General features: G+C 44.9%; 29 protein-coding genes and 2 tRNA genes. 28 read left to right on the plus strand and 3 right to left on the minus strand.

Annotated features, from left to right (window positions below):
- Positions 1–483, plus strand: a 483-nt coding sequence (locus CHX35_RS14285) for an RNA-guided endonuclease TnpB family protein (protein ID WP_140413629.1), incomplete at its 5' end; no start/stop codon positions are given.
- 452 nt (positions 484–935) lie between these two features.
- Here CHX35_RS14285 and CHX35_RS14290 read toward each other — a convergent pair.
- Positions 936–1361, minus strand: coding sequence for a hypothetical protein (locus CHX35_RS14290; protein WP_091838530.1), 426 nt, complete (start codon positions 1359–1361; stop codon positions 936–938).
- A gap of 168 nt (positions 1362–1529) precedes the next feature.
- Positions 1530–2510 (minus strand): asparaginase, encoded by a 981-nt coding sequence (locus tag CHX35_RS14295; protein WP_091838532.1) that lies wholly within the window; start codon positions 2508–2510, stop codon positions 1530–1532.
- A gap of 155 nt (positions 2511–2665) precedes the next feature.
- Between CHX35_RS14295 and CHX35_RS17615 the strand changes: the two genes are divergently transcribed.
- The 11 genes from CHX35_RS17615 to CHX35_RS14345 all read left to right on the plus strand — a co-directional run bounded on the left by CHX35_RS17615 (position 2666) and on the right by CHX35_RS14345 (position 12287).
- Positions 2666–2824, plus strand: a complete 159-nt coding sequence (locus tag CHX35_RS17615) for a hypothetical protein (RefSeq protein WP_176392098.1) — start codon at positions 2666–2668, stop codon at positions 2822–2824.
- A gap of 162 nt (positions 2825–2986) precedes the next feature.
- Positions 2987–4339 carry a germination protein YpeB gene (gene ypeB, locus CHX35_RS14300; RefSeq protein WP_091838535.1) on the plus strand — a complete coding sequence of 451 codons (1353 nt, stop codon included), beginning with the start codon at positions 2987–2989 and terminating at the stop codon, positions 4337–4339.
- Positions 4340–4633: 294 nt separating this feature from the next.
- On the plus strand, positions 4634–5314 hold the full coding sequence (cmk, locus tag CHX35_RS14305) for a (d)CMP kinase (protein WP_091838538.1): 681 nt from the start codon (positions 4634–4636) through the stop codon (positions 5312–5314).
- A gap of 3 nt (positions 5315–5317) precedes the next feature.
- A complete protein-coding gene (locus CHX35_RS14310) occupies positions 5318–5911 on the plus strand; it encodes a lysophospholipid acyltransferase family protein (protein WP_091838540.1) in 594 nt (197 codons plus the stop codon).
- A gap of 175 nt (positions 5912–6086) precedes the next feature.
- Positions 6087–7235, plus strand: a complete 1149-nt coding sequence (gene rpsA, locus CHX35_RS14315) for a 30S ribosomal protein S1 (RefSeq protein WP_091838543.1) — start codon at positions 6087–6089, stop codon at positions 7233–7235.
- A gap of 108 nt (positions 7236–7343) precedes the next feature.
- Positions 7344–7955, plus strand: a complete 612-nt coding sequence (locus CHX35_RS14320) for a YphA family membrane protein (RefSeq protein ID WP_425435378.1) — start codon at positions 7344–7346, stop codon at positions 7953–7955.
- 5 nt (positions 7956–7960) lie between these two features.
- On the plus strand, positions 7961–8884 hold the full coding sequence (locus CHX35_RS14325; protein ID WP_091838549.1) for a YIEGIA family protein: 924 nt from the start codon (positions 7961–7963) through the stop codon (positions 8882–8884).
- Positions 8877–9071 (plus strand): capping complex subunit for YIEGIA, encoded by a 195-nt coding sequence (locus CHX35_RS14330; protein WP_091838551.1) that lies wholly within the window; start codon positions 8877–8879, stop codon positions 9069–9071. Before CHX35_RS14325 ends, CHX35_RS14330 begins: the two co-directional genes overlap by 8 nt.
- Positions 9072–9257: 186 nt before the next feature.
- Positions 9258–10574 carry a ribosome biogenesis GTPase Der gene (gene der / locus CHX35_RS14335; protein WP_091838554.1) on the plus strand — a complete coding sequence of 439 codons (1317 nt, stop codon included), beginning with the start codon at positions 9258–9260 and terminating at the stop codon, positions 10572–10574.
- Positions 10575–10601: 27 nt separating this feature from the next.
- The gene (plsY, locus tag CHX35_RS14340; protein ID WP_091838557.1) at positions 10602–11207 is read left to right on the plus strand and encodes a glycerol-3-phosphate 1-O-acyltransferase PlsY; all 606 of its coding nucleotides are present in this window, start codon (positions 10602–10604) and stop codon (positions 11205–11207) included.
- Between the two features lie 48 nt (positions 11208–11255).
- Positions 11256–12287: an NAD(P)H-dependent glycerol-3-phosphate dehydrogenase gene (locus tag CHX35_RS14345; RefSeq protein WP_091838559.1), complete on the plus strand. Its 1032-nt coding sequence runs from the start codon at positions 11256–11258 to the stop codon at positions 12285–12287.
- A 169-nt stretch (positions 12288–12456) separates the two neighbouring features.
- Here the strand turns inward: CHX35_RS14345 and CHX35_RS14350 are convergent, their stop codons facing one another.
- Positions 12457–13050 (minus strand): hypothetical protein, encoded by a 594-nt coding sequence (locus CHX35_RS14350; RefSeq protein ID WP_091838563.1) that lies wholly within the window; start codon positions 13048–13050, stop codon positions 12457–12459.
- A gap of 144 nt (positions 13051–13194) precedes the next feature.
- On the opposite strand from CHX35_RS14350, the gene CHX35_RS17325 reads away from it, so the two are divergent.
- The 16 genes from CHX35_RS17325 (at position 13195) to CHX35_RS14425 (ending at position 25810) form a co-directional block, all read left to right on the plus strand.
- Positions 13195–13356: a DUF2768 family protein gene (locus CHX35_RS17325; RefSeq protein ID WP_176392099.1), complete on the plus strand. Its 162-nt coding sequence runs from the start codon at positions 13195–13197 to the stop codon at positions 13354–13356.
- A 32-nt stretch (positions 13357–13388) separates the two neighbouring features.
- Positions 13389–14096, plus strand: coding sequence for a hypothetical protein (locus CHX35_RS14355; protein WP_091838565.1), 708 nt, complete (start codon positions 13389–13391; stop codon positions 14094–14096).
- Positions 14097–14681: 585 nt separating this feature from the next.
- Positions 14682–16160 carry a stage IV sporulation protein A gene (spoIVA, locus tag CHX35_RS14360; RefSeq protein WP_091838568.1) on the plus strand — a complete coding sequence of 493 codons (1479 nt, stop codon included), beginning with the start codon at positions 14682–14684 and terminating at the stop codon, positions 16158–16160.
- Between the two features lie 195 nt (positions 16161–16355).
- Positions 16356–16631 (plus strand): HU family DNA-binding protein, encoded by a 276-nt coding sequence (locus CHX35_RS14365; protein WP_091838571.1) that lies wholly within the window; start codon positions 16356–16358, stop codon positions 16629–16631.
- A gap of 172 nt (positions 16632–16803) precedes the next feature.
- On the plus strand, positions 16804–17385 hold the full coding sequence (gene folE / locus CHX35_RS14370) for a GTP cyclohydrolase I FolE (RefSeq protein WP_091838573.1): 582 nt from the start codon (positions 16804–16806) through the stop codon (positions 17383–17385).
- 84 nt (positions 17386–17469) lie between these two features.
- Positions 17470–17546, plus strand: a tRNA-Pro gene (locus tag CHX35_RS14375).
- A 174-nt stretch (positions 17547–17720) separates the two neighbouring features.
- Positions 17721–17797: transfer RNA gene (locus CHX35_RS14380), tRNA-Pro, on the plus strand.
- A 129-nt stretch (positions 17798–17926) separates the two neighbouring features.
- A complete protein-coding gene (gene mtrB, locus CHX35_RS14385) occupies positions 17927–18160 on the plus strand; it encodes a trp RNA-binding attenuation protein MtrB (protein ID WP_091838576.1) in 234 nt (77 codons plus the stop codon).
- Between the two features lie 78 nt (positions 18161–18238).
- Complete coding sequence (locus CHX35_RS14390; RefSeq protein ID WP_091838579.1) at positions 18239–18724, plus strand: hypothetical protein; 486 nt, start codon at positions 18239–18241, stop codon at positions 18722–18724.
- A gap of 84 nt (positions 18725–18808) precedes the next feature.
- Positions 18809–19567: a heptaprenyl diphosphate synthase component 1 gene (locus CHX35_RS14395; RefSeq protein ID WP_091838582.1), complete on the plus strand. Its 759-nt coding sequence runs from the start codon at positions 18809–18811 to the stop codon at positions 19565–19567.
- Positions 19568–19573: 6 nt separating this feature from the next.
- On the plus strand, positions 19574–20302 hold the full coding sequence (locus CHX35_RS14400) for a demethylmenaquinone methyltransferase (RefSeq protein WP_091838585.1): 729 nt from the start codon (positions 19574–19576) through the stop codon (positions 20300–20302).
- A 36-nt stretch (positions 20303–20338) separates the two neighbouring features.
- Positions 20339–21310 (plus strand): heptaprenyl diphosphate synthase component II, encoded by a 972-nt coding sequence (gene hepT, locus CHX35_RS14405; RefSeq protein ID WP_091838588.1) that lies wholly within the window; start codon positions 20339–20341, stop codon positions 21308–21310.
- Between the two features lie 140 nt (positions 21311–21450).
- Complete coding sequence (gene ndk, locus CHX35_RS14410) at positions 21451–21897, plus strand: nucleoside-diphosphate kinase (protein WP_091838591.1); 447 nt, start codon at positions 21451–21453, stop codon at positions 21895–21897.
- 111 nt (positions 21898–22008) lie between these two features.
- Positions 22009–23112: a GerAB/ArcD/ProY family transporter gene (locus tag CHX35_RS14415; protein ID WP_176392100.1), complete on the plus strand. Its 1104-nt coding sequence runs from the start codon at positions 22009–22011 to the stop codon at positions 23110–23112.
- On the plus strand, positions 23109–24638 hold the full coding sequence (locus CHX35_RS14420; protein WP_091838597.1) for a spore germination protein: 1530 nt from the start codon (positions 23109–23111) through the stop codon (positions 24636–24638). The genes CHX35_RS14415 and CHX35_RS14420 overlap by 4 nt, the downstream gene beginning before the upstream one ends.
- Positions 24635–25810 (plus strand): Ger(x)C family spore germination protein, encoded by a 1176-nt coding sequence (locus CHX35_RS14425; RefSeq protein WP_091838600.1) that lies wholly within the window; start codon positions 24635–24637, stop codon positions 25808–25810. Before CHX35_RS14420 ends, CHX35_RS14425 begins: the two co-directional genes overlap by 4 nt.
- Positions 25811–25853 lie beyond the last annotated feature (43 nt).

Raw genomic sequence — 25853 nt, forward strand, 5'->3', positions numbered from 1 at the left:
GCCCACGCGCAACGGATCATGAGCCGACGTACCCAAGGCGGTGCTAACTGGCACAAAGCACGGGTGAAGGTTGCCCGCATTCATGAGAAGATCGTGAACGCGCGTCTCGACTTTCTCCATAAACTGTCTTCGAAGCTGATTCGTGAAAACCAAACGATCTGCATCGAAAATCTTGGTGTCAAGAACATGGTAAAGAATCACAAGTTAGCCAAATCGATCACGGATGCATCCTGGTCGGAGTTTGTTGCCATGCTCACCTACAAGGCAGAATGGCATGGACGAAACGTGGTGAAGGTGGGGAAACAGTTCCCTTCCAGTCAGCTATGCTCTTCCTGTGGCTACCGCAATAAGAACGTAAAAAACCTCAACCTACGAGAATGGACATGTCCTACGTGCCACTCCCATCATGATCGAGACATCAATGCATCGAAGAACATTTTGCAAGAAGGACTTCGATTACTTGCCGTTGGGACGACGGTTTAAGCTTGGATTTGATCCTGTCAGTCGATGGGAGCTTCCAAGAATCCCCCACCTCTTAGCGTTAGCGTAGGTGGGGGAGGTTCAAGCTTCCGCAACATGTAGGGGATTTATTAGAAAAAGGGAGAAAAACAGCTCGATGACCAGCGCGCTTTGTACAAATCCGCAACCATATGCGGAGGATAGGCAAACAGATTGGTCACGACATGGATTGGTTTTCCCCGATGATCGAGAAAGGAAATGACACGGGCATCCATCCGAAGGTAGCTTGGCGACCTCCTCTGGGGCAGAGGAGGAAGGGACATGGTGCGTTCCCACCATGTTTTTTCGCAGGCGAACGACGAATTTGACATGATTTTGATCCATCTGAAGAGCTGGCGAGAGTCTATTCTGTTATGCAGGATAGGCTTTTGTTGTCTTACGAAATCTAGGTGAGGATGATTGAGATTCAAAAATAATTATTGAAAGACATCAATTATAATAGACCTACTTGCAAGTTGTGTTTTTATATTAGAACCTGAACGGAGAGATGCGACTACACTATAATGATTAATACCTTTCCGTGGTTTTTTATCGCACCAAAACAAGGTGCTTGTAATAGAATCCCCACCAAAATCTAAAAACGGTCCTTCAAATATAATATTTCTTGAAACGCGAGTTAAAGGAACCCCATTTCTAAATAGTGTGAATTTCAGAAGTCTAGAGGTTCCTATTGTTGGATTCAAAGTTGTTAGTATGTCTTGTACATTAAAAAGTATTTGTACTTTTTGTTTATTGGATTTTTTTCTAATTTTAATAGGGATTGAAAATATCTTTTTATCTTGATTTGGTTTTAGTGTAATAATTTTATTGCTATTTCTGCATAATTTACTCGGTGTTTGCACAGCAGATCTCTCCTCTTTAATAAATGTTTTCATTCCATGATATTAACAAGGAGTTATTTTTGCTTGTGTTGATATCTAGAATCAAAAATTGAGTATGGAGTTAGTATGGTTTTGTGGACAAAAAATTGCCGCTCACATTAAACAAGGAGCGGCAAGATAGTCGTTCGGTTATTTAGAAGAACGTTGAAAGAGTTGATGAAGCTCTTCTGGATCTGTACTTTGTTGAAGGGCAGCGAGGAGGAGAATGCGAGCTTTTTGTCCATTTAACCCATTGGAGAAAATTAGCCCGAGCTTTTTCAGATGACTCCCGCCTCCTTCATATCCATAGGTATCTTCGACAAAGCCATTGTAACAGCGGGAGACAAGAACGATGGGAATCCTGCGTGCAATGGCTTCTTTTAATCCAGGCAACATCAAAGGAGGAAGATTTCCAGCTCCAAAAGCTTCAATAACGAGACCTTCAGCGCCAGCATCCAGTGAGGCGCGAATGAGAAGGTCATCGGAGCCCGCAGTTGCTTTGATTAGATCAACGCGACTGGCGGGTTTTTTTAGTGGGAAGGGGGGGCATCTGTCTACTGAGCGATGATACAAAATATCCCGCTTTGTCACCGCGCCGATGGGACCCTGGGAAGGTGAACGGAAGGTGGCAAGGTTGCTTGTATGGGTTTTAGTCACTTGACTTGCGGCATGAATCTCATCATTAAAAACAACCAATACCCCCCGGTTTTTCGAGCGATCATGGGCGGCTGTTCGGACGGCATGGACCAGGTTTGGCGGTCCATCTGCACCCAATTCATCTTGGCTTCGCATGGCTCCTGTAAGCACGACCGGTTTTTCCGATGCGAGTACAAGATCGAGATAGTAGGCGGTTTCTTCGAGGGTGTCTGTTCCATGAGTAATGACAACCCCATCCACCTCGGGTGATTGCAGCAATTCTTTGATTCGTAGGCTGATTGTGTACATATCTAAGGGGGTAATGTGTGGGCTGGGGAGATTTAAAAAATGCTCCATAGACACATGGGCAACCTTTTCAAGTAAAGGTATAACGTCTTGCAATGCTTCTGAACCTTGGGGGAGGACCGATCCGCTGGATTCATCGGCTGCCATCGCAATCGTTCCTCCTGTGGTAATCACAACGATTTGTTTCATAACATGCCGTCCAATGGACGTTTCTTCCTTTCAATAGGGGGTTTCTCTTCATCTTACCCTAAAGTGATTGTGAGGTCACGGATTGGTCTAAATCGGCGCTGCTTCGGTCATACTTAAAGGGTGAAGCTTCGGATTCAGGAAAGGAGGATCGGGAATTGGAGGAAAGAAGCTACCTTGTGCGGATACGATGTAATCAATGTGGCGAGCGCTTTATCTTAAAGGGGCGTGAAAAAAAAGGCCGGGTGGAAACGGGTTTTAAACAATGCCTCTGTAATAATCTTCTTGATTTTGAAATCGCAAGTGAAGAGTTGTAAAAAGAAAGTGGCGTTGGTTCGCTTTCTTTTTTTGTATAAAGGAGGAGAAGCAGGTCAGACTATCGGTAAGAAATGAAAGGGAAGATGAGAGACTCGTTGATCATGGGTTATGCCCACATCTCGGATCATCCGTCTTCTTGCAACTAAAGGAGTGGTTCTGTCGTGACGTACAGACGCATAGCTGCCGTCCTTCTTCCCATCGCGTTGGTTGCTGCGATTGGGATTGGTGTGTGGGGCTATCAGGTGAACCAAGATAAAAAGAAATTGCTTGTCCAGTCGGAAAATCAGTATCAACGAGCATTTCATGATCTTAACTTCCATGTGGACAAACTACAGGATGAATTAGGGAAAACCCGTGCACTTAATTCTCAAAAGCAACTTTCTACTTCGTTAACCAATGTGTGGCGTTTGAGTTATGCGGCACAAAAAGACTTGGGACAGCTTCCCTTATCGCAATTGCCCTCAGATAAAACGGAAAGTTTTCTAGGTCGACTAGGAAGTTTTGCCTATAAAACAGGGGTGCGGGATTTAAATAAAAAGCCGTTGACTGAACAAGAGTACAAGACGCTTAGCACGTTGTATAAGAACACCAATGTTGTGCAGGGTGACCTTAAAAAAGTACAAAATCAAGCACTAAATCAAAACCTGCAGTGGATGGATGTTGAACGCGCCTTTTCCTCAAAAAACCAACAAATAAATAATTCGTTAGTGGATGGCTTTAAAAAAGTGGATAAGCTATCCCAAGGTTTTTCGGAAGTTGACCTTGGGCCAGCAGTTAAAAATCCGGAGCAGGATCAACGAAAATTATATAACCGCTTAAAAGGGAAAAATGTAACGCCGACCGAAGTAAAAGAGAAGGTTGCAGATATTTTAGAACGCCCTAATACAAAGGGAATCAAAGTCAGTAAAACAAACAATGGGAAATACCCCGTCTATAGTATCACCTTGAAAGAAAAAAATGGAAAGCAAGTAACTGGAGACCTTACCCAAAAGGGTGGCTATGTGCTTTGGATGAATTATGACCGCCAGGTAAAGAAGCCCAAAATTTCTCCAGAACGTGCTCAAGGTGAGGCCGTTTCATTTTTAGATCGACTGGGCTATCCGAAAATGGAAACCATTTCTTACGGTCAATCCGGAAATGTAGCCGTGTTTACCTTTGTACGAAATGCGAATGGAACCTTGTTCTACCCTGAGTCCGTTGCGGTAAAAGTAGCGATGGATAACGGTGAAATAACCGGCTTTAGAGCTGATCAATATGTGTTTAATCATCAAGCAACCTTTAAAACCAAACCAACAATTAGTAAAGATAAAGCCCGTACGTATGTGAATTCCCATTTGAAAGTACAAAAAGTGCGTCAAGCAGTGATTTATGGCGATCATGGTGGGGAAGTACTCTGCTATGAGTTTTTGGGTCAGCTTGATAAAAATAAATACCGCGTCTTTATCAATGCGAAGAGCGGCGATGAAGAATATGTAGAGAAAATAAAAGATAATAATACAATGAAAGAATTGTAATAAGTAGTTCGGGCCTTTTATAGGCTCGGACTTCCTTTTTGATTGAAAGTCGTTTCTAGTCAGATAAATTAAATCGTAATGATTGCAAGCAAGGGTTCATTATGATATCCTAAAAAGGAATTGATACAATGGAATACATAGCGAATAACATCTATTCGCGGTTGTTGCTGGCCGGAGTTTTCCATCAGGGAGCTCAACCTTGATATGCGCGATGAAACCTATACCCTTCATCCACCATCGAGCAGGCAACGCCTGCTCGTTGTATTTTATCCGGCTGTAGGAGGATCTTTGTAGATGAAGCAATTATCTGTAGCAATTGATGGCCCAGCGGGTGCCGGCAAAAGTACAGTGGCTCGCCAGGTGGCAAAACAACTGGGTCTTATTTATGTGGACACAGGGGCGATGTATCGTGCCATCACATGGAAAGCCCTTACTCATGGAGTGGATCTTACTCATGAAGAAACGGTGACCCAGATGGCGCAAAGGACAGACATTCGACTCTCCACGGATATAAAGGGGAGCGATGTTTGGGTCGATGGGACCACCGTGACAGAGGAGATCCGTTCTCCTGAAGTGACGGCCCATGTTTCGACCATCGCAGGTCAAAGTAAAGTACGCGAGGTTCTCGTTGATAAGCAGCGGGAGATGGGGCGTAAAGGCGGAGTGGTCATGGATGGCCGGGATATCGGCACACATGTATTACCAGACGCTGAAGTGAAAGTATTTCTTACGGCTTCCATTGAGGAGCGGGCACGTCGAAGATATCAAGAGATGATTCGCCGTGGTTATGAGGTGGATTTAGAAGAGTTGAAAGAGGAGATTGGCTTACGAGACGAGAAAGATAAAAACCGTGAGCACTCACCCTTACGACCCGCTGAAGATGCCATTCATTTAGATACGACGGGTCTTTCTATTGATGACGTGATTTCACGGATTTTGCACCTTTGCCGAACCAATTTGGGCGGTGAGGAGTAAACTATGTTGTATCAATTGGGTCGATCGCTATGTCGGACTTATTTTCGTCTTTTTTTTCGTTGGGAAATCAAAGGAGCTGAACATATTCCTGCTGATGGTCCTGTTGTTATTTGTTGTAATCACATTGACAACATGGATCCCCCCTTATTGGGAAGTTCCATTTCAAGAAAAGTTCACTTCATGGCAAAGAAGGAGCTATTCTCTGTCCCTTTGTTAGGTCCCATTCTTCCACGGTTAGGTGCTTACCCGGTTAGTCGAGGAGCGGGAGATAAAGGGGCTCTGAGAAAGTCTCTGGAGCTTTTGAAAGAAGGAAAAGTACTTGGGATTTTTCCTGAGGGAACCCGATCCAAGAACGGACAATTAGGGAAAGGACGTACGGGAGCTGCTTTTATCGCTTTGCGTTCGGACTCCGTCATTGTACCAGCTGCCGTCACAGGTCCCTATCGTAAGTTTCAACGAATAAAAATTACCTTTGGCAAACCGATTGATCTGACTCCTTATCGAGCCAAAGGGATAAATTCAGAAACCGTTGAGGAAGTGATGGAGAAGACGATGAATGAAATCGCTGCTCTATTGCCGATCAATCCACCGAACTAATTTAGTGATTCCCCTTCAAGGGTGATATTGGTTTTTCAACCGTCCTGAGAGGGGTGGCGCCCCTCAGGAGGATACTTAGTAGGATTAATGAAATTAAGAATGTTCTTCTTAATTTCATTTGTTCTAGTTATAAATTGTGATGTTTAGTACGTAGGTAAACGAGGAGGTTGTCGTCATGGTGGAAGAAATGAAATCGGAAATGGCGGAAGTTACTTCGCTAAATCGTGGGGATGTCGTCAAAGGGAAAGTGACGAAAGTAGAAGAAAATCAGGTCCTCGTCGATGTCAATTATAAGTTCGACGGAGTCATCCCGATCTCGGAATTGTCCAGCCTGCACGTGGACAAAGCATCCGATGTCCTCTCTGAAGGGGACGAAGTGGAAGTAAAGGTCCTACGCCTCAATGATGAAGAAGATAAACTGGTTTTATCCAAAAAAGCAATTGATGCTGATCGTGCTTGGGATCAACTGCAAGAGAAATTCGAAAATGGGAGTACACTGGAAGCCGAGGTAGCTGATGTGGTGAAAGGTGGCCTCGTTGTTGACCTCGGTGTGCGTGGATTTATTCCGGCCTCTTTGGTTGAGCGCCATTTTGTAGAGGATTTCTCTGACTATAAAGGCCGTACCCTTACGTTAAAAGTGGTTGAAATCGATCCAACAAAGAACAAATTGATTCTCTCTCGTAAAGCCGTTCTGGACGAAGAGTTGGATCGTAAAAAGTTAGAAACGCTTGATCAGCTTGAAGCAGGTCAAGTATTGGAAGGCACCGTCCAGCGCATCACTGACTTTGGTGCATTTGTCGATATTGGTGGCGTGGATGGCTTGGTTCATGTTTCTGAACTGGCTTGGACACGTGTGGAGCACCCTTCAGAGGCGTTGTCTGAAGGAGATGCCGTGAAGGTGAAGGTATTAAAAGTCGATAAAGAAAAAGAGCGCATTAGCCTCTCTATTAAAGAGACTCAGGCAGGTCCTTGGGATCAGGTTTCTCAAGCGATAAAAGCTGGCGATGTGGTCAAAGGGACAGTGAAACGCCTGGTTTCCTTCGGTGCATTTGTTGAGGTATATGATGGTGTAGAAGGTCTGGTTCATATCTCCCAGATTTCTCGTCGTCATATTGCTGCTCCAAACGAAGTGCTTGAAGAGGGTCAAGAAGTACAAGTCAAAATCCTTGACATGCAACCGGACCAAAAACGAATCAGTCTTTCGATTAAAGAAGCTGAACAAGAGGCAGATCGTCAGGAGCTCGAAAATCTAGACAAAAACAACAACAGCATGAACGTGACCTTAGGGGATGTATTTGGCGATAAACTACGTCATTTGAAATAATTGTTATGGATTTAAAAAGGCTCACCGAAAATCGGTGAGCCTTTTTTTTGTAAACAGACTGGGTAAAAGCCATACTACAGAATGAGTGGGGAGGGGTGAGTGAAAAGGATGGTGCCGGGGAGTGTAGCACTGATTTGCATGGGTGTTTTAGCGGTATTGATTCGTACGGGTTGGATGAACAGCTTAGAACAAGGGCTTCTCCTTAGCCGACGATTCATTTTTTACGGGTTGTTGCTGCAAATTGCCCTTATCCAAACGAATTGGCCAATTACCTCTACATTGGAAATTCATTTAGGAACACTACTTCTGTTCCCGATCGTTGTTCATTTAGGATGGAGAAGGAATGGGGTTGAAGGTTTTACACTTTTCTCCATGGTGGTTTTTATCGGTTCATTATTTTTTTTCATTGAAGAATGGCTATGGTCAATTCCTAATCAGGAACAGTTATTAGGATCCCTCCTTGCTGGATGTGTGATGGCCAGTGTCATTATGACGGGCTCCATGAATTTTGACGATCGTGTGGTCGCCTGGATAGCTGGAATACTCTTAGGGGATTTCTTTGGCCTGATATATCACTGGGGGAGAATGAGCCCGATTCAATTTGGAAGCGGTGCAACTCGAGATTTTCTCTGGTGTGGTATCGGGGGATGGTTCGTCTTTTATTGTGTTGGACAGTGGTTTGTAAGTCGTGTTCACCAATGGACGGAGAAGGGAGAGTAAGCGAGATGGAGCACTGGTTCTCATGGTTGGATTCCTACACGGAAGGAATCGTTGTTGGGGTAGCCGTTGGATTTTTTGTCCGCTTGCGAATGCTTCGAACGGACTATCGCCAGTATCCCACGTATCTACATGGCCAACTCATTCATATTTCATTGGGGTTTATTGCAGCGGGAATGGGAGCCGTTGCTGTGCCCGCTTTGATTGAAAAACAGTATACGGCAGTTACTTTTCTCGCGCTTGCCGCTCAACAATTTCGAGAAGTGCGCAATATGGAACGAGAAACCTTGGACAAGCTGGAGCAGGACGAGTTGGTTCCACGGGGGGCATCTTATATCGAAGGGATTGCCCTTGCTTTTGAGGGAAGAAACTATGTAGTGATCATGGCAGCTTTCCTTAGTTCGCTGATCGTTATTGAAGTGAATTTGTGGGTGGGTATCGTACTGGGCATGGTATTGGTCGGGGTAGCGGGGCTGCTACGTTCAGGCAAGTATCTAGGTCAGATTGCCTCAGTGGAGTTGGGTGAATTGCGGATGGAAGGCCCCAGCCTTTATGTCAATGATATTTATCTGATGAATATTGGGTTAGCGGATAATCGAAAACGAATCATGAAACATGGGATCGGTGTTGTCGTTAGCCCTGCAAGTAAAGATAGCCGTATTACGTTGGCCAATCTGGGTCAACGACAGGCCATATTACATGATTTAAGTGTGGTTTTAGGTATTTTTCGTGATACAGGTGAGCCGTCGTTAATCCCTCTTTCTAAACGGGATATGGAGGATGGGCGTCTGGGTATTTTGTGTTTGCCTGAGGAGAAGGATGTAGAGAAGGTGTTACAAGTGATTCGAAGTGTACCCGTATTAGAAAGCGCTGTAAGGATCCCATCTGAGGATCCGACCAAGCAGTTTCGTAGGGGTGGAAAAAGTGGCTGATTCGAATGGCAATAAGATCCTCGCTGTGATTACTGAAAAGGAAGGGCAAGTCATGGGTGGGGTTCCTGTTTTTATCGCTTCTGACGCGAAGAAGCGGGAGGATACCGCCTTCTTATTAGAAAAGATCTTAGATGGAATGGTGCATCAACTCAATGAAAGCACCTTCGTGATTGTTCACCATGCTTAATTGCTTCTAAGGGAGTCACACCAACCGAATCCAGTGATAGGAACTCAGGCAGGGTTGTGGTAGAATCATACTTGCAATTAAAGCGTCATGTTTACTGGATCGATACGATCAAACCTGATAACGATAGCGGGAGCTCTCGTTTTTGACGGGAAGCCTTTTTATGAGTGATGAGGAGTGGACGTAAGAATGAGTTTGCCAGTGGTAGCAATTGTGGGTCGACCCAATGTCGGAAAATCGACATTATTTAACCGGATTGCAGGAGAGCGAATTGCAATTGTAGAGGACAAACCCGGAATTACTCGGGATCGAATTTACAGTAAAGGGGATTGGTCCGGTCAATCCTTTCATTTAATCGATACCGGTGGACTGGAATTTGATGATCAAGATCAAGTGATCGAACATATTCGCCATCAAGCAGAACTTGCGATTGAGGAAGCGGATGTGATTGTCTTTGTCGTGGATGGCCGTAGCGGTTTGACTGCTACGGACCGTGAGGTTGGTTTGATGTTACATCGAGCCGATAAGAAAGTCGTCCTTGCAGTCAATAAATTGGATCACTTAAAACATCATGAGGACATTTACGAGTTTTATGAACTTGGTTTTGAAAAAGTGATCGCAGTTTCGTCGCTCCATGGCACAGGGAGTGGTGATCTCTTAGATGAAGTGGTGGGCTATCTACCTGAAAGAAAAGAAGAAGAGTATGATGAGGATACGATTCGTGTCTCCGTGATTGGACGCCCCAACGTGGGTAAATCTTCATTGGTTAACCGCTTACTTGGGGCGGAGCGTGTCATTGTGAGCCCGGTTGCAGGAACGACGAGAGATGCCGTAGATACGCCCATCCGTGCCCATGGACAAGACTATGTCATTGTTGACACAGCGGGAATGCGAAAACGCGGAAAAGTGTATGAATCGACGGAAAAATATAGTGTGCTCCGTGCTCTACGTGCCATTGAACGCTCTGATGTGGTGATCATGGTCCTTGATGGTGCAAATGGGATTGCAGAACAAGATAAAAAAGTGGCAGGGATTGCCCATGAGGCGGGCCGTGCTGTTGTGTTTGTCGTAAATAAATGGGATGCTGTCGATAAAGACGATAAAACCATGAAGCGTTTCCGTTTAGAAGTAGAAGATCATTTCTCTTTTATGTCTTATGCACCCATCTTATTTATTTCCGCGAAAACAGGACAGCGAATTCATCAAGTATTGCCGAAGGTGAAGGAAGTTGCTGAAGCACATGCTCATCGTGTGTCCACTTCCGTATTGAATCAGGTGATACAGGATGCGACGATGTCGACTCCGCCTCCCTCTGTGAAAGGAAAGCGGGTAAAAATTCTTTACGCTACCCAAGTAGCTGTAAAACCCCCCAGTATTGTGATCTTTGTAAATGATCCTGAGTTAGTTCATTTTAGTTATGTACGCTATTTAGAGAATCAACTTCGTGAATCCTTAGGTTTTGAAGGGACACCTATACGACTCATGTTACGCAGTAGAAAGGACTAAAGTCATAGAGAGAGGAGAGGAGACTCAATGACTGGTATGTCACTGTTAGCGATACTGATCGCTTATTTGCTGGGCTCGATCAGTTTTAGCTATGTGATCACGCGATGGACAAAAGGTTACGATATTCGCGAACGGGGAAGTGGCAATGCAGGTAGTACAAATATGTTACGGGTTGTAGGGAAAGGGCCAGCGGTATTGGTTTTTATTCTCGACGTAATAAAAGGGATGGCAGCGGTTGGTGTGGGTTACGCTTTCGGTGTCAATGAGACGATGTTACTTGGGTGTGGTGTGGCAGCAATTATTGGTCATAATTGGCCGATATTTCTAGGCTTTCGTGGTGGGAAAGGAATTGCAACAACAATTGGTGTGACAGCATTAATGACCCTGAGTGCTGCTTTAAGTTCAGGTGTTGTCGCGATTCTTGCTGTGATTTTGACGCGCTATGTATCGTTAGGTTCCTTAATTTTTATTGCAGGATTACCGATAATGATTTCAATATTGGATTATCCAACATCGTATATCTATCTCAGTCTGATCATTGCCTTATTGGGTTTCATACGTCATTGGACCAACATCAAACGTTTAGCAAAAGGTACCGAGAGCAAGATCGGTTCGGCTAAACCTCAAAACTAAACATCATTGAGAAATGAAACATGTGGTGAGATGGATGGAGGAGAAGCAATGATCTCGCGAAAAACGGCAGTGTTGGGGGCAGGAAGTTGGGGAACTGCTCTTGCATCAGTCCTTGCAGAGAACGGTCAGGACGTCATGTTGTGGGCACGCCGAGAAGATGCAGCGAAGGAAATTAATCATCATCATACAAATGCCAAGTATTTACCCGGTGCGCAATTGCCATCAAATGTAAGAGCAACGAGCTCCATCGCAGAAGCTGTATCGGGGCGTGAATTCGTTTTAATGGTTGTTCCTTCCCAATCAGTGCGGGCGGTCGCAAAGGAAGTGGCTCCTCACCTTGTAGACGATGCAGTTGTGGCTCATGCATCCAAAGGATTTGAGCTTACTTCGTTAAAGCGAATTTCTGAGGTCTTAAAAGAAGAGCTACCTACAACAGTAGCAAAACGAGTGGCTGTGCTTTCCGGTCCAAGCCATGCGGAGGAAGTGATCTGTCATTCACCAACGACTGTGGTGGTTGCTTCTGAAAATCCGGAAGCTGCCGAACGTACACAAGCGTTGTTGAATAATTCCACCTTTCGTGTCTATACTCACCCAGATGTCATCGGTGTAGAAATAGGTGGTTCCTTAAAGAACATTATTGCCCTGGGGGCTGGCCTTTCGGATGGCTTGGGATTTGGCGATAATGCCAAAGCCGCACTAATCACCCGTGGACTTGCTGAAATGGCTCGTTTAGGGATGGCCATGCATGCTAAACCGATGACCTTCGCTGGCTTATCAGGTGTTGGCGATCTTGTGGCGACCTGTACCAGTAAACATAGTCGTAACTGGCGAGCCGGCCATCTTCTAAGTCAAGGATGTAGCCTCGATGAGATGCTGAGCAAAATGGGCATGGTTGTGGAAGGGGTAAAGACAACACAAGCGGCGTATCAACTTGCGAAGCAGTATCGAGTAGAGATGCCGATTACGGAAGAGTTAAATAAGGTGCTTTTTGCCAACAAAGATCCTCGCCAAGCTGTTGAGGATTTAATGGCACGCAATATGACTGATGAGATGGAAGCAATGATTCAGCCGAAAAGGTAAAAGGTACTGACGAGGACACCCATTCCATTGTCGCATGGAAACGTGTGGTGTCATACGCTATAGTACACTCTGGGTCATTCGCCTGGGAAGTTTAACCGAGGGAAGAAGGTAGGGACCAGTTATCTCTTGGGATGGCGGATTCAGAGAGCAGGGGTAACGCGGTTTCGCGTTACCCCTGCTTTTGTTTAGATGGCTTGGATTCTTGGTCTGATGTCTTTGCGTTCATTAATCCGGAAAGCATTTGCTGGACAAAGGGTGATTGCATCAGTTTAAATAACTGTCCTATACCAAAGGCGCCATTGCCACCTCCTGGAGGTTCATCCGGTAAATTGAGTCGTGGAATTTCCCCGTCCTCTTCAGGAGGTTTGATTAAACGTAATCGTGGGCGTCGTCTTGGTCCACCAAATAAACCCGGCTCACGGCGGCGGCCCATAAATGAGTTTGCGATTTCAAACATTTGATAGGCATTGGTCATGATTTTTTCCATCCGTTGTAAGGAATCACTTAGTTGTTGTACAGTGGATCGAATCGTATAAAAACTGCTAATGACATTCGCTAAATTGGGGGTAGTCATTGGAGTTTTTGTTTCTTTTTTTTCAGAGGGTGATGTCCTTCCGCGTTCGGGTTCAAGCTGTTGAGGCGTCCGATAGGATGGTTGTGATGAACGAGGTGCTTGCCGTTTGGATTTAGGAGATCGTGTAGACCGGTTGGCTCGGGTTCGTTTAGTAGGAGACCGGCGATTGTGCCTAGTGGGGCTACTCATTACTTATCCTCCCCTTCGGGCTGTTGTCTCCCTATCCTATGCTAATATCCTATCTTCGATCTAGGACAAACGCCCTTATGATTGGTAGGCAGGAGTGGATTTGCTATACTGAAGATACATCGAAAGGGAAAGAAGTGGATGGTTATGATGGATTCGTTCATTGCGATTGTTTTGTTATTGATGGCTAATTTCACAATTGTATGGACTCGTCAATTAAGTACAGGGTGGATTCGAGTGGTGTTATCCATAACAGCCTTCTTGATGTTGATCCCAGCTTTCTTGTTTGGCATTCGAGCGTTGTTGTAAAAAGGACTGAAAGAAAAAATGGGGGATTAGGAATGAGACAAGGAAAATGGATGACAGGATGGTTATTGCTCATCCTTTTAGTAACGGGGTGTGTACGTACCCAAGAATTTAATGACCGGACAGCGCAAAGCCTTCCCCAGGAAGTCCAAATGGTACAAACGGCGTTAAACGAGTATATGAAAGGGACGCCATTATTGCCCCTGAAAGCTGCCCAGGGAAATTCATTGTACCAAAAATATTTAATCGACTTTGATCAATTAAAGGGGTACCTTGCGGAAGCGCCTAGCAACTCCTTTGAGAAGGGTGGTCGTTATGTTTTTGTCATAGCTGATCCAGGGAAGAAGCCCAAAGTGAGAGCGATGGATTTAAGAATCACGGATCAGATTCGCGATTTGCAGACGCGCGTAAACGCTTACAAGGAACGAGAGCATCACCTTCCAAAAGGAGAAATCATTGAAGGCGGGTATTATGCCTTGGATTTTAAAGCCTTGAACACAGAGGGGTTACAAATTCCAAGTCCCTACCATAGTCAAATAAAATTGCCAGTGATTATTGATAAAAAGGGCGAACTCTTTCTCGATTATCGATTAGAAGTCATGCAAGCACTAGAGAAGGAAAAAAAGCAACCTTCTTCTCAAGTGGATTTACGTGAGCTACTTTGGAAGGATTCGTTATTTGTCCCTGTGCTGTCCCCTGGGATGGTATTAAAAGATGGGGATCCTGTCTTGCAAGCCGAATAGCTTAAAAGCATTTGCCAATCACGATATCGTGTATGGAGAGGGTCTTTCGAATCAACGCTTGTACATAGGATAGCAGGGAAGAAGGCAGGATCTTCTTGGAGGATTTGGAAGTCACAAGGGATGCTTGGAGTACGTGGATTAACAAAATAGAAGAGTAGAAGCAGAAACCTTTTTAGGTTCTGCTTCTTTTTATATCTCCTTAGGAATATACTTCTGACAACGGCGTCCTGTACGGGCCCCCGCTAGAATCAAAGGGTGAAAAAGTGAGTCGGTTGGTCAAGTCCATCACAAAAAAATTGGGATGGGATACGTTCTAAATGTGACGTTTTCAAGGACGTATCAGGTGTTGGGGAACAGGTTTGTGCAAGGGCGCTCTAGTGTCAGACATGGGTTTGATTGAGAGAGGAAATCCGTAGAATTGAAGTTGTGGGACCTCAGCCTGCTTTTTTATCAAAGGGAATCATAATGAGTCTCCGCCCTCATATATTTATAGTGTCTAATATATACGGAAGCGTATGATGAAGGCGGTTCGCTTTCGCACCGACGCGAAGAGGCGGAGTCGGATTATTCGAAGGAGGGGTTTTCGTGAAGAAGGTCGATATCTTCAAAGATATTGCAGAGCGAACGGGAGGAGACATCTACCTGGGCGTCGTCGGTGCCGTACGCACAGGAAAATCCACATTTATTAAACGGTTTATGGAACAAGTGGTGATTCCCAATATTAGTGAAGAGTCCGATCGGATGAGGGCGACAGATGAACTCCCTCAAAGTGGTGCGGGAAAAACCATTACCACAATTGAACCCAAATTTGTCCCCAATCAAGCCGTGCAGCTTCATGTAAGTGAGGGAATTGACATTAATGTTCGACTCGTTGATTGTGTAGGGTACGCAATCAATGGAGCACGGGGTTATGAAGATGAAGCAGGGCCGCGGATGATTAATACCCCGTGGTATGAAGAGCCAATTCCCTTCCAAGAGGCTGCTGAAATCGGGACGCGGAAGGTGATCCAAGAACACTCTACTCTTGGTGTAGTCGTCACGACAGATGGGTCCATTACCGATATTCCCAGGGAAGATTATGAAGAAGTGGAAGAGCGAATTGTTGAGGAGTTAAAGGAAGTCGGCAAACCCTTTATCCTGGTGCTCAACTCCACTCGCCCATATAGCGAGGATACACAATATTTAAGAGATTCTCTCATTGAAAAATACGATATTCCTGTCCTTGCCATGAGTGTAGCTACCATCGGTGAAGAGGATGTCTATGCCGTATTAAAAGAAGTGCTCTATGAATTCCCGGTTCATGAAGTAAACGTCAATTTGCCAAGTTGGGTCATGGTTCTTGACGAAGAGCACTGGTTACGCAGGGAATTTGAAACCTCGGTTAGAGAGACTGTCAAAGATATCAAGCGATTACGTGATGTGGATGCCGTTGTGGGCCACTTTACGGAATATGACTTTATTGAGCGTGCTGGACTATCAGGAATGGATATGGGTCAGGGGGTTGCAGAGATCGACCTGTATGCTCCTGACGAATTGTACGATCAAATCCTGACGGAAGTGGTTGGGGTATCGATCAGGGGCAAAGATCACCTCTTAGAATTAATGCAGGAGTTTTCGAATGCCAAACGTGAGTATGATAAAGTAGCTGAAGCCATACAAATGGTCCGGACTACGGGATATGGTATCGCTGCACCCACATTAGAAGAGATGGCCTTGGATGAACCCGAATTGATTAGACAAGGCCCTCGTTATGGTGTGCGATTAAAGGCAACGGCGCCGTCGATTCATATGATCCGAGTCAGTGTGAACTCTGAATTTGCTCCCATCATTGGATCGGAAAGGCAATCCGAAGAATTGGTGAACTATCTCATGAGGGATTTTGAACAAGATCCTCTCTCCATTTGGGAATCGGATATCTTTGGTCGTTCGCTTCATTCGATTGTGCGAGAAGGCATTCAAGCCAAGTTATCCATGATGCCAGAAAACGCGCGCTATAAGTTACAGGAGACCTTAGAGCGAATTATTAATGAAGGGTCTGGTGGGCTGATCGCGATCATTTTGTAGGTTCATCGACGCATGAAAAAGCACTCCTCGGAGTGCTTTTTTTTCTTTTTTAGGTGAGAAACCGCGTAAACACTTGAATTTCCACGCATCAGTGTATTACTATAGGTTTGTCCCTAAAGACGGACAGAGCATGTATAGAATACGGAAGAACCGTGCAACATTGTGGTAGGAATGAACGTGAGAGGAGGGTCACTTGTGAACAAGACAGAATTGATCGCACAGGTCGCTGAAAAGACCAACTTGACCAAGAAGGATGCTACCCAAGCAGTGGATGCTGTATTTGACACAATTACGGAAGCGCTTCGTAGTGGTGACAAAGTTCAGTTGATCGGCTTTGGTAACTTTGAAGTTCGGGAACGTGCTGCTCGTAAAGGTCGCAACCCACAAACCGGTGAAGAAATTCAAATCGCTGCCAGCAAAGTTCCTGCTTTCAAACCAGGAAAAGCGCTGAAAGACGATGTGAACGCTTGACCTCTGATTGAGGGTTGGGTACATAGTTCTAACCCTGGAACAAATTGTTCCATATACGGGTCGGCTGAACGTCAAGGACTACTCGAATTTGGCGGTTTTTGAATTAGCCGTACTCTCAAAGGCCCTTCGGGGCCTTTGTTTATTATAAAGAGTCGCCTGGAGGTTTTTATATATGAATGTGGATCACAATAAAATTCAACAAGCTGTCAGAATGATTCTAGAAGCGGTTGGTGAAGATCCTGATCGCGAAGGATTGCTCGATACCCCGGCACGAGTCGCACGGATGTATGCAGAGGTTTTTTCGGGAATTGATAAGGATCCGAAAGAACACTTTGGGACGATTTTTAGTGAAGATCATGAAGAATTGGTATTAGTGAAGGATATCTCCTTTTTCTCGATGTGCGAGCACCATTTGGTTCCCTTTTACGGGCGTGCGCATGTGGGATATATTCCAAAGAGTGGTCGTGTAACTGGATTGTCTAAATTGGCGCGAGCAGTCGATGATATCGCCCGGCGTCCACAATTGCAGGAAAGAATCACGTATACCTTGGCGAATTCGATTATGGAAACGCTAGAGCCACATGGTGTCATTGTGGTGGTAGAGGCGGAACATATGTGCATGACCATGCGAGGAGTTAAAAAACCAGGAGCGATGACGGTTACCTCAGCCGTGCGAGGTGTATTTGAAAAAGATCCAGCCGTGCGTGCAGAGGCGTTCAGCCTTATTGGGATCGGTGGAAAATTAAAAGGATAAAACCCGGCAAATCTCTTGACACTTTTCGTAATCCGATATAAAGTATTATTTGTCGCTTCGATAGGAGAAGTGTTCGGGGATCGCCGGGCTATGGCGCAGCTTGGTAGCGCGCTTGCATGGGGCGCAAGAGGTCGTCGGTTCAAATCCGGCTAGCCCGACCAAATGAGTAAAGGCCTTCAACTATGAAGGTCTTTATTTTATGGTGAACTGGTTTAAAAAAGAGATCCGAAGGGGTATTTTAAGAATAACTTGGCCAGTTAAGTAGTTTATTCTTGACAGAAATAATACTTTCGTATAGAATATTTAATGTTGCTCCAATACATACAATTCAATTTCGGGCTATGGCGCAGCTTGGTAGCGCGCTTGCATGGGGCGCAAGAGGTCGTCGGTTCAAATCCGGCTAGCCCGACCAATTTGAGAAAAGATCCTCATCAAGAATGAGGATCTTTTTATTATGGTACAGATGGGTTTGACAAGCCCACGGGTTTGGGACATGATGAGACATACAGTAAAAACTGGACAGTGTAGGGAGGATTCTCTTATGGCAAAACCAAATCATGATGATTATTTTATCGTGAAGGCTCATGAAAATGGCGTAAATGTGATTGGTCTTACGCGAGGGAAAGATACTCGGTTTCATCACTCAGAAAAACTAGATAAGGGAGAAGTCATGGTTGTGCAATTTACTGAGCACACTTCTGCAGTGAAGGTACGAGGAAAAGCAGAAATTATTACACCCTTCGGGACGGTTGAAACTGAAAAGGGGCAACCGTAGAGGAAAATCTTGATACGGTCGGCATGAATGAAAGGCATCACCGATACAATGGAATGAGGAGAGACAAGGAGGGTTCCTATGTTGAAGTTGGGCCGTCGTCTATTTGCCTCTATCTTTCTATCGGTGATGGCTGTATCCCTGCTATCTTTGCTTCCAGCACTCATGGAACAAGGAGCTAAACGAGAAGATGTACCGGCTTTTCGAAGCGGGTCTGCGATGACATTGACAGAGAGCAATTTGGTGGATGTTTTATCGAAGCGACCCTCCTCCCTGCAACTAAAACGGGTGGAGTGGGGAGAAGGAACACTTACGCTGTTTGTATCTTCTCCCCAGGAAAAAGAACCGCTTCATCGCGCGTTGGTCACCCTATTACGCTATTTATTAGTGGATACTTCAAATGTGGACAGGCTGACGTTGGAGGTACACGGTCTATCCGAAAATTTCTCCGTAAAAGCAAAGCGAGGGGACCTGGTTCGGGACCCTGGAATGAAACGGGCAAACGATGAGAATGCATCGCTTTATCTGCAAAAGATGTTTCAAGTAACAAATCTTGGAGAGGGATAAATGCCGCCGTGCCGCAGGGTGCAAGATGTGTTATACTGATGAGGATTACACGTATTTTTTATTGCTTTTCATGGGGGGCGCAACATGACGTTGACACAGCAGCACGAACTAAACCGCATAGTAGAAGAGATTCGAGTTCAATCTCGGCATTCCTATTTAGAGAAACATTTGGGTAAACAAGATGTTCCTCTCTTCTTTGTGCAGGTGCTTTATTATATGCTGCGTTCCCGCATGCTCTCAACCGAACGCATTCATCGCTATTGCGTAACAGCGACTCTCCTACAAATGGGTCTAGATATCCATGAAACGATATCCGAGGGCACACTTTCTAAAGAGGGGATGCGAACGCGTCAGTTAGCCGTTTTGACGGGGGATTATTTTAGTAGTCTCTTTTATCGTGAATTGGCTGAGCATGGTGAGATTCAGGGTATTGTTGCGTTATCAAAGGCGATTTGTGACGTCAATGAAGCTAAAATGGAACGGTATGCGATGAAGGAGGCCCCAGGGTTTTCCTGGTCCCACTGGTTGGAGCTCTCCAAGCGAATTCATGGGGGGCTGATCACCACATTAGCGTCTTTTTTTTATGAGGGGGATCAAAATTCTGATCCATGGATGCGCTTGGGTGCAAACTTGGTGCTTCTTTTTCTTCATGGAGAGAAGTCTTCGATGTTAGGATCCGTCCGATCGCTGCCTGAAGGATTGACCGAAGTATTAGCAGCGGAAACGATCTCGTTAATGAAAGAGGTACGTCCATTATCGGTGAGACATGAGTTATGCCAGGTGGTTCAAGGAAATAATAGCCTCCCTCATCGCCTAGAGGAATACGTGGTGAGAGAGGGGTGACGTCCCATGGTTGAAGGCAAGAATAAAAATGATTCGAAAGCACAATTTGTGCATGGTGTCTTTGAAAGTATTGCTAAAGACTACGATCGTATGAATAACTTACTAAGCTTTCGTCGCCATAAAGCGTGGCGGAATGTAGCGATGCGTCAAATGGCAGTGCAACCAGGAGATACCGCCTTGGATGTCTGTTGTGGTACTTGTGACTGGACCATTTCCCTTGCCAAAGCTTCAGGAACGGGTCAGATGGTTGGACTGGACTTTTCTCAAAACATGTTGAAAGTTGGAGAAAAAAAAGTAGCGGAATTGGGGCTAAAGGATCAGGTTGAATTGATCCATGGAAATGCAATGGAATTGCCCTTTCCTGATAACCATTTTGATCATGCAACCATTGGGTTTGCATTGCGAAATGTGCCGGATTACCGTCATGTACTAAAAGAAATGGCTCGCGTGGTGAAACCAGGAGGGCAAGTTGTTTCTTTAGAATTATCGAAGCCTACATGGCCCCCCTTTCGCTTTGTTTACTATATGTACTTTCAACGGATACTCCCATGGCTCGGTAAGTTTTTCGCGAATCGCTATGAGCAGTATCGTTGGCTTCCTGAATCCTTAATCCAATTTCCTGACTATCTGGAACTGGCGGAAATGATGGAGAAGGATGGTTGCTTTAAAGAAGTAAAGGTTCGTCCACTGACAAGTGGAATTGCTGCCCTTCATATCGGTATTGTAAAAGAATGAAGGGTCGACTCAATTGTATAAACCAGGGTGAAGTGTATGAAGCTCTCTGATATCTATAAAAATCTACGTAATGATCTTCAACTGATTGAACAGGAGTTGGGAGAGTCTGTTCAATCAGATTTTGATGCTTTAAAGCATTCATCTGTGCATCTCTTGGAAGCTGGCGGGAAACGAATGCGACCGGTTTTTGTTTTGCTCTCCGGGAAATTTGGCGCTTACAATATTGAACGACTTAAACATGTCGCGGTTCCCCTGGAATTGATACACATGGCCACGCTGGTTCATGATGATGTGATAGACGACGCTGCAACAAGGCGAGGTCAAGAAACGGTGAAGGCCAAATGGGACAACCGTGTGGCGATGTATACAGGTGATTACATCTTTGCACGGGCACTTACCATTGCAGCCACGATTGAAATTCCAGAGGTGCATCGTGTTCTTTCTGATGCAATCATGCAGATGTGTATTGGTGAGGTTGAACAGATTAAAGATTTTTACAATCATGAACAATCGATTCGAACTTATCTTCATCGAATCAAGAGAAAAACGGCTCTATTAATGGCAACCAGTTGCCAACTAGGTGCATTAGTGGGAGAGGCAGATAGGGATACCGTTCGTCGGTTACGTCTCTATGGCTATTATGTAGGAATGGCTTTTCAAATTACAGATGATGTCCTCGATCTTATTGGTGAGGAAGAGGAACTTGGCAAACCAGCAGGAAGTGACTTGCGTCAAGGGAATGTTACCTTGCCAGTGATTTATGCGTTGAAAAATGGTTCTAACGAGGACCGCGAGGCGATCATCCGTTATTTAAAAGAGGGGGAGGAAGGTCGTCCGTTGGGTGAGATCCTTCAGCGTGTTCGTCAATCGGAAGGCATCGCTTGGTCTCAGGCATTAGCGGAACGTTATTTAAACAAAGCCTTTTCGATTTTAGAAGGGTTACCTGATGGAGAGGCGCGATCATCCCTGCGTCTGGTTGCTGAGTTTGTGGGTGGCCGATCCTACTGAAAACATATGGATGGGTGTTTTTGTCTGATTCAGTCGCGATTTTTTTGCACTTATGCTCAGAATTTGTTACGATCTTAATGGGTTTTACGTAACCGATTTCAAACAATGATGATACATAGGAACATGGAGGTCTATGCATAATGGAAAAGACATTTATCATGGTTAAGCCAGATGGCGTTCAACGTGGACTGATTGGTGAAATTGTTGCTCGTTTTGAGAAAAAAGGGTTTAAAATGGTGGGTGGAAAATTGATTTCCGTACCACGAAGCCTTGCAGAAGAACACTATGCAGAGCATAAAGAGCGTCCATTCTTTGGCGAACTGGTTGATTTTATCACTTCTTCCCCTGTATTTGCGATGGTATGGGAAGGGGAGGACATCATTAAGACGGCTCGTCATATGATGGGTACAACGAAACCTGCTGAAGCAGCGCCTGGAACCATTCGTGGTGATTTTGGTGTGACGGTCGGTAAAAACATTATCCATGGTTCTGACTCTGCTACCAGTGCGGAGCGTGAAATCTCCCTGTGGTTTAATGAGGATGAGCAAAGTAGCTATACAAAAAAAGTGGACGAGTGGATTTACTAATCAGATCCACGGCAGCCCCCCGCCAATTGGCGGGGGGCTTTTTTTGTATCATAGAAACTTGGAGATTCAGACATGCTAAGGGTACTAGATCCTATATCGGGGGAACCTTCTGTGTCTAAGCCGAAAATCGGGATATTTTCCATTGCCTTGCTATATATCGCTTCAATCGGCATCTTTAATCATTTAATTATCATGCCTGCCATATTGGAAGTGGCCGGTAGAGATGCGTGGGTGGCTATTTTATGTACTGGGGTACTTTATATGCTTTGGTTGATTCCGATTGCAGGCGTTCTTAAGCAGAAAAACGATGTACCTGTACTAAAGCGGATTGAACAGGGGGTCGGTAAACCAATCACCATCCTCATCCGTCTGTTATATGCCATCAATTTATTAATCACCACCTATATTGCCATAAAAGATACGGTTACCTGGACAAGGCTCTCCTATCTAGTCGAGACGCCAGCACTTGTCATTTTACTATTAATTTTAATTGTTTGTTTCGCATCGGCTGCACTGGGTCTGGAAACCATCGTGATTACTAATGGCGTGCTTTTACCGCTGGTTATCTTTCTCGGATTATTTGTCATGCTGGGGAATTTGCCAAAAAAAGATTATTCGTTGTTATTGCCAGTCTATCAAAATGGGATCCAACCGATCTTACAAGGAATGTTTTACTCCAGCATCGGATTGGTGGAAATCGTGAGTCTTTTATTTATTCAACATCGAATGAAAGAACCCATGAAGTACTCCCAAATAGTGATCCTTGGTTTGATCTTGGTGATGCTTACTTTAGGAGTCTCCATGGGTGCTCTCGCAATCTTTGGACCCGAAACAGCTAGTGAGCAACGTTATCCAGCTTATGAACAATGGCGAGTACTTTCCCTTGGTGGGTACGTTGAACACATCGATTTTTTATCCATGTATCAGTGGTTGACAGGTTCGGTGATTCGTATTTCCTATGGAATATGGCTATTGTCTGAGATCATCGGAATCGGTGAGTTGCGCCGTAAAAATTGGTGGATTGCTGGGTTAACCCTGGTAGTCGCCATCCTGTGCATCTTCCCAGAAAGTGATATTCAATTTTGGAAGATGACAGAGACCTATTTGACACCAATCTCCTTTGGTTTACTTTTCATTGTGACCGTGATGACCCTGCTCTGCTTATGGATCAGTAGAAGGAAAATGGCCAATCGAAAGGGGGTTCGTACAGGATGAGACGTTGGTGGTTTTGGAAGAAGAGTGAAGAGAAAAAAACAGAAGAGGAGCCGGTCAGTCTCCCAGTCAATCCATTGAATACCCTGGCTTTAGACCCTGATCAAATCCAAGCATGGTTGAAGAAAGAATTATCCGCCCATGATGATGTGCACTACTATTTCCGGGAGTGGGTGGATGGAGACGATCAGGAAAGAGATATCCTCCTGGCATACTGTGAGGGGATGATTGATAAGAAACGAATGAATCAAGAAGCGATCCCTGTACTAAAAGATTGGTTAGCGCAAGGGGAAGGAATCGATACATTATCTTTTGATCCCGTGAAAGAAATTGAACGAATGGATAAGGTGTTCGAAGCGATCTTTAAGGGAGAATTGGTGGTCTTTATACAGGGGAGAGCACACGCCTTGAGTCTGGATGTTTCTCATCCTCCGCAACGGCAAACCAGCGATAGTCCTGCTGAACCTACTATCCGCGGAGCTCGGGATGGATTGACCGAATCCCTCGTGACCAATATCTCTTTAGTACGTAAACGCCTCTGTGATCCATCCTTTTGTGTGGAAAAAATAGCAGTGGGCACCCGAAGCCATAATTCAGTGGCACTCCTCTACATTAAGGATGTCGTTCACCCTCCCATCGTTTATTCCCTGCGACAGCAGTTGCAAAATTTGGATGTCGATCATCTGGATAGTAGTGCTGCCTTAGAGAAATGGCTGACGCCCCTATCCCAAAAATTATTTCCCGTTTTTGATTACACAGCAAGGCCCGATTTTATTACAGCAGCGCTACTTCGGGGGCGAGTGTGCATACTTTTGGATGGTTCTCCTGCTGGGGTGATTGCACCCATACAGCTAACGGAACTCTTAAAAAGCGAAGAGGATAACGAGTTTTTATCGATCTTTCCACCCTTTCAATATCTGCTTCGCTGGCTGGGTTTGGTGACGGCCACATTTTTCCCGGGCTTTTTTATCGCCTTGACTACCTTTCATCAGGATCAAATTCCCTTCCCACTCTTATCAAATCTGGTGCAGTCAGAGCAAGGTGTTCCCTTACCAGCTCCACTCGAGGCAGTGATGATGGTCCTGATATTTGAGCTGTTTAAAGAAGCAGGACTTCGTCTCCCAGGACCCATCGGCCAAACGCTGTCGGTAGTAGGAGGGCTGATCATCGGTGATGCGGCCATTCGTTCAGGTTTAACAAGCCCAAGTATGGTTGTTGCCATCGCCATATCCGTTGTGGCAAGTTTTACATTGGATAATCTTAATTTAAATGGCATCATTAGTATTTTGCGATTGATTGTCTTAGTGGCTTCTTCTTTAATGGGATTGCTTGGTCTTTTTATTTGTCTCTATAGTATCGTTCTCTACCTTTCTTGGTTACGCCCATTCGGATTGCCTTATTTAGCTCCCATAGCGCCTTTATCCTTTCAAGACTTTTTAAAAGTGTTCACGAGCCATCGAGAGATGACGCGTCGTCCTTCGATTTTACAACCAGGAGATCCAACGCGAAAAGGAGAGGAGGAGCGATGAAAGAAAGATTCCAACGATGTGCCCTGCTGTCGTTATCCCTGCTCCTTCTTTTTGTAGCGAGTGGGTGTTGGAGTATGAAGGAAATTTCCCGACAATATTATATTACCAGTGTGGGTGTTGATTGGCACAAAGGGAAGTACACAGCCTATGCTCAAATCAGTGATTTTAGTTCCGTTGCCATGGCGAGTGGAGGAAGTGGAGGGAAAGGCCCGAAATTTTGGACAGTAAAGGGGGAGGGGCCAACGGTAGATTCAGCGGTGCACTCCCTATATATGTACACGGAGGGATTAGTAAGTTGGGGACATGTGACCGCAATCATTGTGTCTGAACGATTGCTAAAGCATGGAATGCGAGATGTGTGTAGTTTAGTGAATCGATTTTATGATGCACGGTATCTGCCTTGGGTGTATGCGACGGATGATTCCCTGGAAAATGTGTTGTCCATAACACCGGTTGTGTTTGATTCACCCACGAATGGACAATTACAGGATCCAGATAGTAATTTTCGATTACGCTCTTTCATTCCGCCTATACGCTATTTCGAAATGATTCGATTGATTGGCGAACCGGGTCAAACACCAGGAATACCCGGCATTCGTGTAAAATCAGGGCCTTGGAGCTCTGGAGAAGAGAAGGCGCCCACCTTAATTATTGATCATTATTACGGGCTCTCCAATTATCATGAGTTAGGGAAGATGGAAAGTAATGATCTAGCAGGTTTACGTTGGATGAAACCGCAAACCGTTCGCGCAAATGTTGTCATACGACAAAAAGGAAAGCCGATTGCCGATGTTGTGGGTCGAAACACTACAATTGAAATTCATTCATTTGTGGATCCCCACAAACATCCCGGGTTTGACATTGAAATTAAGGGGCGAGGTATTTTACTCAGTATGCAAAAACCATTAAAAAGAGAGGCGCTGGAGGGTCTAGCTGAAAAGGAAATTGCCAAACAAGTTCGTTATACCTATGAAAAGGCACTGGAAAAAAAGTTTGATATCTATGATCTATCCTATGAGTTTTACTACCATCACCCACGTGAATGGAAACGGTTAAACCAGCATGGTGGGGTGACATTAAACAAAGATTCTCTACGATCCATCAAAATCGATATGAGTATTGTGAGTGGGGCGAAAGCGAAAATTGATGACATCGGAAAAAAACATTATTAAATCCTCCATCCCCGTGAAAAGCGGGGTTTTTTTATGATCCACG

This window comes from Marininema halotolerans, assembly GCF_900116235.1.
GTDB classification, from domain to species: Bacteria; Bacillota; Bacilli; order Thermoactinomycetales; family DSM-45169; genus Marininema; species Marininema halotolerans.